12 protein-coding genes are annotated in these 13872 nt (G+C 43.2%); all 12 read right to left on the bottom strand.

Features of this window, described 5'->3' with window-relative positions:
- Positions 1 to 8 precede the first annotated feature (8 nt).
- Positions 9 to 1676: a flagellar hook-length control protein FliK gene (locus G630_RS0100420; RefSeq protein ID WP_026497394.1), complete on the bottom strand. Its 1668-nt coding sequence runs from the start codon at positions 1674 to 1676 to the stop codon at positions 9 to 11.
- A gap of 171 nt (positions 1677 to 1847) precedes the next feature.
- Positions 1848 to 2831, bottom strand: a complete 984-nt coding sequence (locus tag G630_RS20125; protein WP_022760169.1) for a hypothetical protein — start codon at positions 2829 to 2831, stop codon at positions 1848 to 1850.
- Positions 2831 to 3289 (bottom strand): flagellar export protein FliJ, encoded by a 459-nt coding sequence (gene fliJ / locus G630_RS0100410; RefSeq protein ID WP_022760170.1) that lies wholly within the window; start codon positions 3287 to 3289, stop codon positions 2831 to 2833. Before fliJ ends, G630_RS20125 begins: the two co-directional genes overlap by 1 nt.
- A gap of 54 nt (positions 3290 to 3343) precedes the next feature.
- Positions 3344 to 4702, bottom strand: coding sequence for a flagellar protein export ATPase FliI (gene fliI / locus G630_RS0100405; RefSeq protein ID WP_022760171.1), 1359 nt, complete (start codon positions 4700 to 4702; stop codon positions 3344 to 3346).
- Positions 4702 to 5934, bottom strand: a complete 1233-nt coding sequence (locus G630_RS0100400; RefSeq protein ID WP_196805723.1) for a FliH/SctL family protein — start codon at positions 5932 to 5934, stop codon at positions 4702 to 4704. The genes fliI and G630_RS0100400 overlap by 1 nt, the downstream gene beginning before the upstream one ends.
- On the bottom strand, positions 5927 to 7033 hold the full coding sequence (fliG, locus tag G630_RS20120; RefSeq protein WP_022760173.1) for a flagellar motor switch protein FliG: 1107 nt from the start codon (positions 7031 to 7033) through the stop codon (positions 5927 to 5929). The genes G630_RS0100400 and fliG overlap by 8 nt, the downstream gene beginning before the upstream one ends.
- Positions 7034 to 7064: 31 nt before the next feature.
- Positions 7065 to 8717, bottom strand: coding sequence for a flagellar M-ring protein FliF C-terminal domain-containing protein (locus G630_RS0100390; RefSeq protein WP_026497391.1), 1653 nt, complete (start codon positions 8715 to 8717; stop codon positions 7065 to 7067).
- A gap of 165 nt (positions 8718 to 8882) precedes the next feature.
- Positions 8883 to 9224, bottom strand: a complete 342-nt coding sequence (gene fliE, locus G630_RS0100385; RefSeq protein ID WP_022760175.1) for a flagellar hook-basal body complex protein FliE — start codon at positions 9222 to 9224, stop codon at positions 8883 to 8885.
- Positions 9225 to 9304: 80 nt separating this feature from the next.
- A complete protein-coding gene (flgC, locus tag G630_RS0100380; protein ID WP_022760176.1) occupies positions 9305 to 9763 on the bottom strand; it encodes a flagellar basal body rod protein FlgC in 459 nt (152 codons plus the stop codon).
- A 10-nt stretch (positions 9764 to 9773) separates the two neighbouring features.
- The gene (gene flgB, locus G630_RS0100375; RefSeq protein ID WP_022760177.1) at positions 9774 to 10169 is read right to left on the bottom strand and encodes a flagellar basal body rod protein FlgB; all 396 of its coding nucleotides are present in this window, start codon (positions 10167 to 10169) and stop codon (positions 9774 to 9776) included.
- Positions 10170 to 10394: 225 nt separating this feature from the next.
- The gene (gene codY, locus G630_RS0100370; protein ID WP_022760178.1) at positions 10395 to 11174 is read right to left on the bottom strand and encodes a GTP-sensing pleiotropic transcriptional regulator CodY; all 780 of its coding nucleotides are present in this window, start codon (positions 11172 to 11174) and stop codon (positions 10395 to 10397) included.
- 208 nt (positions 11175 to 11382) lie between these two features.
- Positions 11383 to 13473 carry a type I DNA topoisomerase gene (gene topA / locus G630_RS0100365; RefSeq protein ID WP_022760179.1) on the bottom strand — a complete coding sequence of 697 codons (2091 nt, stop codon included), beginning with the start codon at positions 13471 to 13473 and terminating at the stop codon, positions 11383 to 11385.
- Positions 13474 to 13872 lie beyond the last annotated feature (399 nt).

Here is a 13872-nt window from a genome sequence, read left to right as displayed (position 1 = left end):
GCCGTATATCATGCTGAAAAATCGACTGAGTTGCCGTTAATCGCCATCATCTCAGCAGTGAGCTGATCTTCCTCGGCTATTTCTCCGACTTCCTCTAAGGAAAGGTCTCCGAGTCTTATTCTTCTCATGGGCTTTCTGACAGAACTCTGCGCATCAGCATCATCTTCTCTCTGGCTCTGGCTGTCATTAAGTGCCTGATCAAAAGCTCCTGCGTTTACTGTTACTTCTACTGCAGTAACCTTTACGCCCTGCTCATTAAGCTTATCCTGAAGCTGCTGTATCTGGCTTTCAATGGCTGCCCTTACATCTTCGTTCTGAGTGAGGAACTTTGCTATTACATTTCCGTCCTTAGCCGCTTCGATGATTACATTTACATTTCCGAGGCTTGCCGGATGAAGCTGAAGTTCCATTGCGGTTGTATCGGATCTTACATTCATTTTGATATACTCGGTTATCTGATCCATTATCTCCTGAGTGTTAGCCCTTGCCATCTGCCCATAGCTTTCGGTCTCCACTACTTCGGTAAGAGATGCTGATATCTGATTCATCACCTGGTTGTATACAGACCCTTCTGTGTTTTCCTGTTTCTTGTTATCACTATGATGCTCTTCGTGGTGTTCCTGTGTCTCTACTGTAAGCTGGAAATTTGGAGTTGCTTCTTCGTTTTCAGCAATTCCTGCTGCCTCTGTAGTTGTAGTTGTTTCTTCTGTTTTAGTCGCCTCTGCCACCTGCTGGCTTACTTCCTTTACAATGCCGTCACCTGTAAGGTCAAGTCTTACCGCCTCAGAGGATACCGCATTTTCAAAGGTCTGAGTAATTACAGGATTATTTGTATCTGCTGCAAGTTCACCAATTTCCTGTCTGGGTTGCTGTTCACTTAAAGCTTCGTTGAAATCCTCAAGTGCGGAGTTAAATCCTTCTTCGTTTAATCCAAACTCCTCCATGAGGTTCTGTCTGGTAGTATCTACCGCATCCTGCATATTCTGTACATTCAGATACAGATCTGCGTTGGTTACGATGGCCATTACGTCATTTGCACCGGTAAGCTGACCAACTATCTGTGTAAGATTTGTAGGATCAAGTATTGCTACATTTGTAAGTCCCAGTGTTGCCATTGCATTCTCGATGTCTTCGATATCTACACCAAGTTCATCTGCAAGCTGTTCCATCAGAAGTCTGCTGCTTTCAAGCATAGCCTGTTCCAAAGCGGTCTCGGCTTCGTCTGCCGCTGCGATAGCAGCTGTGTCTTCGCCGGCATTTTCTTCTGTTACGGTCACAACCTGGGCATTTTCTTCTGTCTGTTCCGTGACATTTGAAGTTTCTACAGCTTCCTCGGCCGTTACATTTTCCTTTTGTGTATCTGCCTTTGCTGCCGTTGTCTCGTCTGTAGTAGTTGTCTCTTTTACAGCTGTCTGTTCACTGTTTTGTGTACTCGCCTGCTGAGCTGCCTGTGACTTTTCGTAGGTCGCACTTACATTATTTGTTGCTGCTCCTGTCTGTGTAAGAGTCCTTGCTACATCTGTTGTAATTGACGCTGTCTGCTTCTGCGAGTTGGCATTTAAAAGCGCTTTCTGGAAATCTGTAGTCTGCTCCTTTGTAGCAGCAATTCCTTTTGCTGTCTGGGTATTGGTATATGTATTTAGTGTTCCAATACCGGGAATCGCGTTACTTATCAAAGCTTTTTCCTCCTTTCCCTTTTAGATTTGGGTATGGTTTGCCCATAGCTTTACATAACTAATATCGGCCATGTGGGAGAAAACTTAACCCGCATGGCCGAAAAATATTAAAAATTTATAAAAATTCCCCTCATCCGGCACTTCGTGCCACCTTTCCCCCAAGGGGAAGGCTTAGTTGCCTACTCCGGATACTGTAGCCTTATGTGTGGCAGGTTCCATGTAGTCGGTAACCTTACCTGCATATTCCTCTGTCATCTTATCAAGAATAGCACCGCGGTTTTCGGCACTCATCTTGCCCAAAATTCTCGAAATGAGTCTTACCGCATCTCCGGTATCATTCTCAATCATTGCATCAAAGATTGCTGCAGCTTCCTTTGCCTTCATGGATGAATATGCTTTTACATATTGTTCCAGTTCAATATCATCCGCTTGTCCCTGAATGATCTGTGCATAAATCTGCGCTGCAACATCAGGTTCAATCTCCTCGTAGTACTTTCGATATTCATCTACAGAAGGAGCATTATCCGCGTAAACAACATTCTTGTAGAAGTCCTCTTTTTCCTGTTCAAGCTTGGACTGATTCTCCTCAAAAGGCTGGAGTCTTGTCACCTCTGTCTGAAGCTTTTCATTCTCTTCCTGAAGGTTCTTGTTTTCCTCCATCTCCTTTCGAAGCTCGTTCTCAAGCCTCTTGATATAGAGATTAGCTTCATCAAGGCTGCTTGCAAGCTGTTCATCAACCGGATTCACCAGCGGCTGTTGTGCCTCCTCCTGCTTCTTCTTTTCTGTAGGTGTGTAGCTTCCCTCCGGAAGAATATTGTTGATTCCGGGGATATCCCCTATGATCGGAGCAAGAACATTTGAACCGAAGCCTCCCACATCCAGCTTTATGAAAATGCCCATAATAATCAGCCAGATCAAAATGATAATGAAAGTGATAACAAGTGTAGCCGCACCGCCACCATCATCACCGTTGAGCTCAGCATTTCTCTCTGCCAGTTCAGCTTCCTTCAGCTTTGCAGCTTTTCTCTGCTCTTTTAGCTCCTGGCGAAGGGCTTTTCTCTCTTCTTTTATTTTTTTTCTGGCTTCTTTATCAGGATCTACCGGCTTGGGTAAAACCGAAGCTTCAGTATTATCCTTTGCGGGTTTGTCTGCCATTACTGTTCCTCTCTGGTACGTTTGGTGTATGTGAAGCTTGATCTTTCATCAACTTCTTTTGCCTCGGCTTCTTTTTCTTCCTCGACAAATTGTTCATAGGCTTTTTCTCTAAGCCTCTCCTGCATCTTCCTCTCCTGCACGGCTCTGGTGAGCTTCATTCTTGCGACTTCGAATTTTGCTCTGTAAGCATCAACCTTAACTTCCTGATCCTTTATTATGACATCCATCTGCTTTTCGTAAAAATTGTTGTCCATGATCTTCTGAACATCCATTATACTGGCGCTCCGAAGCTCATAGCCTTCCTGAATAAAAGCATCTCGCGTTTTATTGTAGTCATTCAATATATCAAGCTGATCATTAAGTTCCTTCAGAGCCTGGGCGAATTCCATCTTGACCTGCTCTTCCTGTTGGAGTCGCAGATTAAGGACGCCCTGAAGGGGATAGTTGAATCTTGCCATGGCCCCTCATCCGGCACTACGTGCCACCTTCCCCCCTAGGGGAAGGCTTCTATCTTATTCTTTGAACATGCTCTCCAGCTGCGCTACGACTTCCTCATAGGTAAACTTTTCATCCGTCTCCTGCATAAGGAATTCGTTCACGGCATCTATTTTGGATACGGCATAATCAATGTTCTTATTGGCTCCAGCCTTATATGCTCCGATGTTTATCAAATCTTCAGCATCGGAATAGGTTGCAAGCACATTCTTTAGCTTACCTGCTGCTTTCTTCTGTTCCGAAGGCGCAATGGCGCTCATACATCTTGAAATGCTGGCAAGTACATCTATAGCCGGATAGTGGTTCTTTTGAGCTAACTTTCTATTGAGGACTATGTGTCCGTCAAGAATACCTCTGGCGGTATCTGTAATAGGCTCATTAAAATCATCACCATCGACCAGGACAGTATAGAGGCCTGTAATTGAGCCTTTTCTAGACTTACCCGCTCTCTCAAGGAGCTTAGGCATCTCAGCATATACACTCGGCGGATAACCTCTTGATACCGGAGGTTCACCACTCGCAAGTCCTATCTCTCTTTGTGCCATGGAAAAACGTGTAAGAGAATCCATCATCAAAAGCACGTCTTTTCCCTTATCACGAAAATACTCCGCAATTGAGGTTGCGGTTTTAGCCGCTTTAAGTCTCTCAAGCGCAGGTTTATCAGAGGTTGCAACCACAACTATTGAGCGTTCCATGCCCTCAGGACCAAGGTCTCTTTCTATGAATTCACGGACCTCCCTTCCACGCTCTCCGATAAGGGCAATGACGTTAATATCCGCATTGGTATTTCTTGCAAACATACCCATAAGAGTAGACTTACCGACACCGGAACCGGCAAATATCCCGATTCGCTGTCCTTTTCCTACTGTAAGAAGGCCGTCCACTGCCTTAACTCCAAGTGATAAAACATCCGAAATCGGATCTCTTGTCATTGGATCCGGCGGCTGATTTTCAACAGAGTATGCTATTCCGTTCTCAAGAGCAACGCCCTTTCCATAGTTGGTTCCGTCTATTCTTCCAAGACCGTCAAGGGTTTTTCCAAGAAGACCTTCTCCAACATTAACGCGAAGCGGCGAGTCTGTATTTTCAACAATACTGCCGCTTCCTATACCGCTAATATTCTCATAAGGCATAAGAAGTACATGATTATCCTTAAAACCCACGACCTCAGCCATGGTTCCCCTTCCGGAAGGTCTGGCTGTAGCTTCACCTTCCTTCTTCTTGGAATAAATATAACAGATATCTCCCATCTTAGCCTCGGGGCCCGCAGATTCTATCGTAAGTCCGACAACATTAACAACCTTGCCACGAACTTTATAAAACATGTTGTTAGATATCTTTTTATATTTTGAATAATCGATAATTCCATTTGCCATCAGCGCCTACTCCTGTCAAATGATAGAAGCTTTAACTTTCTCGAAAGTTCCGAAAGCTCCACGCCAAGAGAGCAGTCAAATACACCACCCTCGGATTCAATTATACATTCATTCTCTTTTAGAAGCGGATCCTCAACAATTTCAAGAGTCGAATTCGGGGATGCCATTACTTCCTCAAGATTTGCCTTTTCATCGGATACCAGATCATAATCATCGGCCGATATATGTAAAATAATATCAACTCCGCTCTCCATCTTGCCAAGTGTAGTTCTTATGAGATGAAGTATTATATCTTTATTTTCTCGAAGGTCAACATTAAATACATGCTCGTAAATTTGCGTCAATGTATCAACCATATCAGGCTCAATGCTCGCAACCAGCTGCTGAAAATCCGATTGTTGCTTATCTTTTTCGGCCTGGATCTCCTCCTCGGCCTCTGCCTTCATCTTTTCTATTTCCTCAGCGGCCTGTTTTATTCCTTCTTCATATCCGGCAGCTCTGCCTTCCTCCATGGCCTGATTACGTATTTCATCAGCCTGAGCCTGGGCATCATCAACAATCTGTTTGGCCTGTTCCTCTGCCATTCTGATCTGTTCATCAATCTGCGCCTGTATCTCTTCCAGATTAATCTGCGGAACTTCCTCCGCCGGAGGCTCCGGCTCGGGTGTCATATCCATACCAAGGTTCATATCCTCCTCGGACATGCCCATTCCCTGGTTATCAAAATTATCTCCCTGATATGCGTAATCACCCATTGCTCCCGGGTTCTCACCATATCCTTCAGCCGGATTTGTGCCGTACATACCCTCCCCTGAATCATAGGGGATATTCTCTCCAAAACCTTGCTGGCCTTCCATTCCGTAACCGGAATTCTCATCATAAACGCCCGAATTATCAAATCCATCGCCATAATTCTGAACACTTTCTTCCGGAAATCCCTCCTGAAAGCCCTCATTAAAGCCACCAATCTGATTCTGGTCATCAAAATTGGTGTTGCCTATGATATTTTGACCCTCATCGTAAGCACCTACCTGTTCAAAGCCAAGTCCTTCCTCAAACGCGCCAAAAGCAGGCACTGGTTCACCTTTCTCCAATGCCTCCCTTCTTTTGGCTTCCTGGGCCTGATATTTTTCTATTTTCTGCTCAGCAAGTTCGTTGTTATCAATGATGTGCTTATCGTTTTCATCAACCTGATACCAACCGAACTTAAGTAAATTAGATTGATTAGACAACCAGGTCATCACCTCCGCCTCTGGAGATTACAATCTCACCGGCATCCTCAAGCTTACGTATAACATTAACAATCTTCTGCTGTGCTTCCTCAACATCCTTCATACGAACAGGTCCCATGAAGTCCATGTCTTCCTTAATCATTGCAGCAAGACGCTTAGACAGGTTGTTAAAGATAGCGGTCTGTACCTGTTCAGTAGATCCCTTACAAGCAAGGCCGAGGTCAGCATTGTCAACATCACGCAGCACGCGCTGAATAGCACGGTCGTCCAGAAGAAGGATATCCTCGAAGACGAACATCTTCTTGCGGATCTCATCTGCAAGTTCAGGCTGCTCGATTTCCAGAGTCTCCATGATATGTTTCTCAGTAGCACGGTCAACTGCATTGAGGATTTCAACCACAGCATCTACACCACCGACAACCGTATAATCCTGGTTAACCAGTGATGAAAGCTTGGACTCAAGAACTCTCTCAACTTCTTTGATCGTATCGGGACTTGTTCTGTCCATTGTTGCGATACGCTTTGCAACATCAGCCTGTCTCTCAGGCGGCAGCGCACCAAGGATCATAGCACTCTGTGCCGATGACATATAGGACATAACAAGAGCAATGGTCTGCGGGTGTTCATCCTGTATGAAGGTAAGAAGCTGTGAAGGATCGGCCTTTCTGATAAACTCGAAGGGCTTAACCTGAAGAGATGCAGTCAGTTTACTGATAACATCCATCGCCTTATCTTCACCAAGAGCCTTCTCCAGAAGTTCCTTAGCATAGTTGATACCACCCTCAGCAATATACTGTTGGGCAAGACAGATTCCGTAAAACTCCTCGATAACCGCTTCCTTAACCTGAGGTGTTACACTTCTGGTGTTAGCAATCTCAAGAGTCAGTTCCTCTATCTCATCTTCTTTCAAATGTTTAAAAATGGCGGATGACTTTTCCGGTCCGAGGGCAATCAAAAGGATGGCTGCTTTCTGCGTTCCTGAAAGATTCGCAGTAAGAGCCGGATCATAATTCCCTGCGGGAGGTAATCCACCCGCCGCTGCGGCAGCGGCGCCACCTTCTAATTCGTCATCATCAAATTCTTCGCCGTCGATAGCCATTGTAAGTATTCCCCTCCGTGATTTTTAAGAATTATATCTCAAAGTCTTCCTTGAGCCAGTTGCGAAGAAGTATCGCTGCAGCTTCCGGATTCTCTTCGATAAACTTCTCGATGAGTTTCATAGTCTCGCTTCCTTCTTCCATGGTTATATCCGCAAGACCACCTTCCTCCTCAAGATATTCATCCGGCTGTGATTCGAGAAGCTCCTCAACTGAAAGTTCATCAGGCAGAACCTCGTCCTCAGCTTCTTCAATCTCAATTTCTTCTTTTCTGGTTCTGATACTTCTCCAGATAACAAATGCAAGAAGTCCGAGAATAAGAAGTATAAGTATCGCCTGTAGGACATCCGTAAAGGTAAGTCCTTTTCCCTCTGAATCAAAGAATTCAGGCTGTTCGTACGCTGTCATTGAAATATTTGCTGCCGAAATACCTGTCGCTTTGGCAACAATATTTATCGTATCCTCAGCCACCTCTGCCTGTGTGACCCCGGTATTCTCCTTAAATTCCTTCCAGGTCATGTTCTCATGCTCTTCAGGCTTATAGTTATCCTCGTTATAGATAACATACTTTGTAGCTGTAACGGAGATTGTGGACTCTTCATAATTCACCTTACCTGAAGGTGTATCAACAGTTGTAATCTCCTCGTTAGGAAGATAATCCTTGGATTCCTCTTCTATCGTAGATGATGAATTCTCATTATCCTGAAGCATATAGGAGGTCTCATCATCATTATTTGTATCAGTTCCGGGAATGCCGCTTGTGCCGTTTACATTCTGGGCACTGTAGTTATCCTCATGACTCAAAACACCCTGTGTCTGATCCTCAGCAGGTGTATAAGTATGTGTCGTCTTTTTTATATTTGAAAAATCAAGTATCAAGTTACTTGCAACTTCAATATCGTTGTAGAGCTTTGTGCCCTTAAGGACTCTGATAACTTCATTTCTCACCTGCTGCTCTGCCTTGGTCTTGGCATTAAGCTGAGTGCTGGCAAGTCCTGCAGCGGTAGTATCTTCGGAACCGGAGAACAAAAGATTTCCATCGCTATCCATGATGGTTATCTTCTCCGTTGTATTATTTCCAAGTGCCGTTGCTGTTGCCTTAGCAAGAAATGCCGCATTGTCTTCCGTAAAGGACTCAGGATCCCTAAGTCTTAAGAATATCGATGCTGAAGATTCCTCGTTTTTGGATAAAAGAGTTCCATCATTGATCGGTATATGAAGCTCAATTCTGGCACTGTCTATATCATCAAAGTACTCTTCAAAATCGTGTCCGAGCTTACTTTCAAGATAAGCTATGTATTTTTTTTGCTTATCCGATTCTGTTGTTGAAAAGCTGCCGTTGGTTACATTATCAATACTATAGGTATCGGGCTGTATATAGTTTGTACCCAGCAAAAGAGAGGCATTACTCTCATCCGATTTCAAAACCTCGAACCTGAGATTGTCCTCTGATTTTCTGTACTTAATACCGTTTTCATCAAATAATTCAATTATCTGTTGCGACTCCTTCATAGTCTCAACAGTAGCAACCGTTACATATTTGGGCTGGTTGTATACAGTAACCAGTATAATAATTACCATGATTACTGCAGCTGCGCAGGCTCCAATAAGCGTCTTCTGTCTGATTGTAAAGCGATTCCACCACCCAAGGATCCTGTCCCTGAGATCCAAAAGACGTTCTCTCATACTCCTCTCCTCCGTACTTACTACTAAAGCTTCCCCTCATCCGGCACTTCGTGCCACCTTCCCCCAGGGGGAAGGCATATAGTTTCTTCGTGCCACCTTCCCCCAGGGGAAGGCATATAGTTTCTTCGTGCCACCTTCTCCAAAGGAGAAGGCTAATAAATCAATTTATATCTGCATCTGCATGATTTCTTTATATGCAGAAAGCATGCGGTCTCTGACCGCTACCGTATACTGCAGTGCTGTCTCGGCTTTCTGCAGCGCTATCGCAAGATCATGTGTATTATCCGTCTCACCGAGAGACCACTTAATCTCCTCATTCTCAGCATCTGACAGATACGCATTCGTAGTATTTATATTTTCAACAGCTCTCTTGAAAATATTATTAAAAGAACCATCGTTACCAAATCTGTCCCCAAGTGGATTAGTAACCTTGGAATTAACCTTTTCAGCATTTCGAATCGCTGTCGAATGAACATTTCTTATCTGACTAATATCAATATCTGCCATTTATATCTCCCCGCGGATCCCCTGTCCGCAATTAATCTTGCAGGTCATCACTCCGGCTCAGATGAATCATTCAATAATCATCAGCCCTGAGCTATGGAAAGTCCCTGACTCATAAGATTCTTACTTGCATTAAAAGCTGTAGCATTAGCTTCATATCCTCTCTGCGCATCAATGAGATTAGTCATCTCTGTAACGATGTCAACATTAGGATATGTAACATAACCGTACTCATCCGCATCCGGATGTGACGGATCATAAACCATCTTGTAATCGGTCCAGGTGTCATCCTTGATTGAAGATACCTTAACGCCTCTTCCGCTATAGTGATCCAGTCTCTCGTTAAGAATCTTGGAAAAAGGTGTCTGAGTACCTTTTTCGGAAAAAGTCACCACTTTTCTCGTATATACATCACCGGTAGCATCCCTTGTGGTATTTGCATTGGCGATATTCTGGGAGATGATATCCATGCGAAAACGCTCAGCTGTCATTCCCGAAGAGTTGATATTAAAGGAATCAAACATATTACCTGTACTAATCATAGGCTATACCTCACTGTCCTCTCATGGCTGTCTGAAGGTTGGAAAACTCTGACTTAATCCCGAGCATAACACCCTGATATTTAAGCTGGTTAGCTGCAAGAGTTACGTTTTCAGTATCAATGTCCACGTTATTGCCATCCATTCTGTATGAAAAGTTGGAATAATCTGTATACGGTCTTGGTTTCAGTCTGCTTATCTTAAGATCCGAGACCTTTGCATCCATGGTCTTATACCTGGAGTTTCCAAGAGCGCGTTCAAGCTCCCTCTCAAATGCAACGTCCTGTCTCTTGTAGCCGGGCGTATTAACATTTGCAAGGTTATTGGATAAGACTTCATTCCTTACCCATGAAGCATCAGCAGTCTTATCAAGAACATTAATGTAATCAAACGCGTTACTGTTGATCATAGTCTCCCCTCCGTACATAGTAAGGCAGGATAATCCTTTTAATCCTTACTATCATATTATGATGATTTTAATCAAATTACAAGCAATTTGGCAAAAATTATACTTTATATTGTGTTTTTTATATGTCACAGGCACAATATAAAGAAAAGGGATTCGTCACTTCGACAAATCCCTTTATCATTGCACATCCTGTATTTATTATTTCGGAAAAGCTCATAAAGCTCTTTACATCTGCGCCTTAAGTTTTTTTATTTCATCAAATACAACATCATTTAAAACTTTAATATATGTCCCCTTCATTCCCGAGGATCTGGATTCAATTACTCCTGCACTCTCAAATTTGCGAAGCGCATTTACAATAACACTTCTTGTTATTCCGACTCTGTCAGCAATCTTGCTTGCTACCAGAACACCTTCCATACCGTTTAGCTCATCAAAAATATGGATAATGGCTTCCATCTCTGAAAATGACAGTGTACTTATCGCCGACTTAACAACTGCAAGCTTTCTGCTTTCCTCTGCATTTTCTTCATTAACGGCTCTCAGCATCTCAAGGCCTACTACCGTTGTGCCATATTCACAGAGAATAATATCATCGATATCATAAGGCTCATTGCATTTATAAAGAAAAAGTGTACCGAGTCTTTCTCCTGCGATTTCAATGGGTGTAATGATTGCCTGGTATTTTCTCATGTCAACATCTTCAAAGCCAAGCGTCTCCAGATTTACATTTTCTTTAGTGGACAAAACCGTGAGGAGTCTTTCGTTCAGCATTGGATCTATGAAGCTTCCTACATCATCAACAAGCATTTCTCCCAGAGAATCAACGGCAGATGTCTCACCGATACCTAGAACCTTGCCCTTTCTGCTTATTACCAGCATGTTGGAATTAAGGATATCGCAAAGCACTGTGCAAATATCGTTAAACACAACCTTTCCGGAATTGCTATTGTGTAGAAGTTTCCCAATTTTTCTGGTTTTATCCAAAAGCTGTACACTACTCATGAAAAAAGTCTCCTTTTATCTGAAAATGCCACTAAGTTTATATAAATCTACTACAACTAACGTGATTGTACCACATAATATACAATACATCAAAGCAATTTGTGCATATTTTTATTAAAATTTAATGAATAGAATGTACAAATCAAAATAAAGAAAAAGCACAGACAGAAAATATAAATTCTGTCTGTGCCATATATATTTAGATCAATTAATCCTCGTCTTTACCGCGGTCTTCGATATATCCGCACTCAGGATCATTACATACAAGTTTGTTATTCTTTATAAGCATGAGTCCGCCGCATCTTGGACATGCTTTCTTGGAAGGTTTCTGCCATACCATGAAGTCACAATCAGGATTGTCTATGCAGCCATAGTATAAACGACCTTTTCTTGTTCTCTTAAGCACTATGTCTTTTCCGCACTTAGGGCAGGAAACGCCTGTCTTTTCATAGTAAGGTTTGGTATTTCTGCACTCAGGGAAGCCGGGGCATGCAAGGAATTTACCATGCGGTCCGTATTTAATAACCATGTTGCGTCCGCAATTTTCGCAGACAACATCGGTTGCCTCATCCTGAATCTCAACCTTTTCAATTTCCTTCTGAGCTTTCTCAACGGCATCTGCAAGATCGGGATAGAAATTCTCTACAATGGTCTTCCACTTAACATCACCCTCAGCCACACCGTCAAGGAGAGTCTCCATGTTGGAAGTAAAGCTTACATCGACTATTTGAGGGAATGCCTCGTTCATCATCTTGTTGACAGCTTCTCCAAGCTCAGTGACATATAAGTTCTTATTTTCTTTTGTAATATAGTGTCTTGCGAGTATGGTTGTTATTGTCGGGGCATAGGTCGACGGTCTTCCGATTCCGAGCGCTTCAAGATCGTGTACAAGAGAAGCCTCTGTATAGTGAGGTGCTGGCTGTGTAAAGTGCTGTTTTTCCTCATAATCCTGAAGTTCAAGCTCTGAATTCTCATCGATTCTCTTTGCCAGAGTATTCTTCTCAATCTGGTCCTCATCATCGGTATAGACATTCATGAAACCGTCAAATACCGTTCTGGACGCAGCAACTGTAAAGCGGTGGTCTCCCGCATCTATTTTCACGGAAGTTGTCTCATATTTAGCAGCTGCCATCCTGCTGGCCATAAATCTGCGCCAGATAAGCTGATAAAGGCGGAACTGATCTCTGGTGAGGAATTCCTTAACGGCTACCGGCGTATTGTTAACATCTGTAGGTCTTATAGCCTCATGCGCATCCTGAATCTTTGCTCCGGATTTACCGCCCTGAGTTGCCTCTGCAAGATATTCTTTACCAAAAGCGTTTGCAATATAATTTGCTGCAGAAGCCTGGGCTTCCTCGGAAACACGCGTCGAATCCGTACGAAGGTAAGTGATTAGTCCGACAGTTCCTGCCTTACCCATATCAATTCCTTCATAGAGCTGCTGCGCCGTGCGCATTGTCTTCTGTGTCGAGAAATTGAGGGATTTTGATGCCTCCTGCTGAAGTGTCGATGTCGTAAAAGGAAGTGGTGCCTTCTTTGTACGCTCACCCTTCTTTATTTCGGAAATTTTGAATTTCTTTCCCTTTAAGTCTTTTACAATTTCGTCAAGCTCTGCTCTGGAAGAAATGTCAATCTTTTTGCCATCTTTTCCATAATAGTGTGCGACGATAGGTTTCTTCTCTCCCTTAACCTTAAGGGTAGCATCAAGAGTCCAGTATTCCTGAGGAATGAATGAATTGATCTCATCCTCTCTGTCACAAATAATTCTGAGTGCTACAGACTGCACACGTCCTGCGGAAAGTCCTCTCTTAATCTTCTCCCATAAAAGAGGTGATATCTGATAACCAACCATTCTGTCCAGTACACGTCTGGCCTGCTGAGCATCGACAAGGTTCATATCGATGTCTCTGGGATGCTTCATAGCTTCCTTAACAGCTGATTGTGTAATCTCGTTAAAGGTCACTCTGGAAAAACGATCCTTTGCATCCTCTAGCTTAAGTGCTGTCATAAGGTGCCAGGAAATTGCTTCTCCTTCGCGGTCAGGGTCAGTTGCGAGATAAATATGATCTGCATTCTTTGCCGCTTTACGAAGAGCTGCAAGAACATCGCCCTTACCCCTTATAGTAATATACTTTGGTTCAAAATCATGTTCTACGTCTATTCCCATCTGACTTCTGGGAAGATCTCTTACATGGCCGTTACTAGCTGCTACTTCGTAACCTGTACCAAGGAATTTTTTTATTGCTTTCACCTTTGTCGGTGACTCAACAATAAGTAAATTTTTCTTTTTTGCTGCCATTAAAAATGCCCCTCTTAAAATGTATTAATAGTAGAAACAGGTTCATTCCGTTTCATAGTTTCGTAATATACACCAATTTTAGGGGCTTTGCAATATGAATTTAAAAAATGAAAAAAAATGAAAGGGCACCGACCTCATCGATCGATGCCCTTTAGTTCTGAATTTCCAATGGACTTGTCTCCTTTTCTGTAATTGTATTTCCACGAATCCTTAAGCGAAAATCACGCTGCGCATCATGACCTTCTTGTGACCACCGGCATCCTCGTTACTCGCCGTTCCTGCAGCCAACCGATTCGTTAAGATGAAATGAATAGAGCGATCGAATTGGTGAAGCACACGCCGCCGCATCTCACCTCTATTCTTAAAACAGATAAATCTGTCTGTTCTCACTCCGGTAAA

This window comes from Butyrivibrio sp. WCD2001 (assembly GCF_000424485.1).
Lineage (GTDB): Bacteria > Bacillota > Clostridia > Lachnospirales > Lachnospiraceae > Butyrivibrio.
Note: the sequence above shows the minus strand (reverse complement) of the source record. Positions and strands in the feature narration are given on the sequence as shown.

What these genes read in the sequence shown, in the direction of transcription:
- flgC (WP_022760176.1), bottom strand. Translation starts at nt 9,763, where the DNA reads ATGATTAGTACAGGTAATATGTTTGATTCCTTTAATATCAACTCTTCG.
- topA (WP_022760179.1), bottom strand. Translation starts at nt 13,473, where the DNA reads ATGGCAGCAAAAAAGAAAAATTTACTTATTGTTGAGTCACCGACAAAG.
- fliG (WP_022760173.1), bottom strand. Translation starts at nt 7,033, where the DNA reads ATGGCTATCGACGGCGAAGAATTTGATGATGACGAATTAGAAGGTGGC.
- flgB (WP_022760177.1), bottom strand. Translation starts at nt 10,169, where the DNA reads ATGATCAACAGTAACGCGTTTGATTACATTAATGTTCTTGATAAGACT.
- fliJ (WP_022760170.1), bottom strand. Translation starts at nt 3,289, where the DNA reads ATGGCAAGATTCAACTATCCCCTTCAGGGCGTCCTTAATCTGCGACTC.
- G630_RS20125 (WP_022760169.1), bottom strand. Translation starts at nt 2,831, where the DNA reads ATGGCAGACAAACCCGCAAAGGATAATACTGAAGCTTCGGTTTTACCC.
- codY (WP_022760178.1), bottom strand. Translation starts at nt 11,174, where the DNA reads ATGAGTAGTGTACAGCTTTTGGATAAAACCAGAAAAATTGGGAAACTT.
- fliI (WP_022760171.1), bottom strand. Translation starts at nt 4,702, where the DNA reads ATGGCAAATGGAATTATCGATTATTCAAAATATAAAAAGATATCTAAC.
- fliE (WP_022760175.1), bottom strand. Translation starts at nt 9,224, where the DNA reads ATGGCAGATATTGATATTAGTCAGATAAGAAATGTTCATTCGACAGCG.
- G630_RS0100390 (WP_026497391.1), bottom strand. Translation starts at nt 8,717, where the DNA reads ATGAGAGAACGTCTTTTGGATCTCAGGGACAGGATCCTTGGGTGGTGG.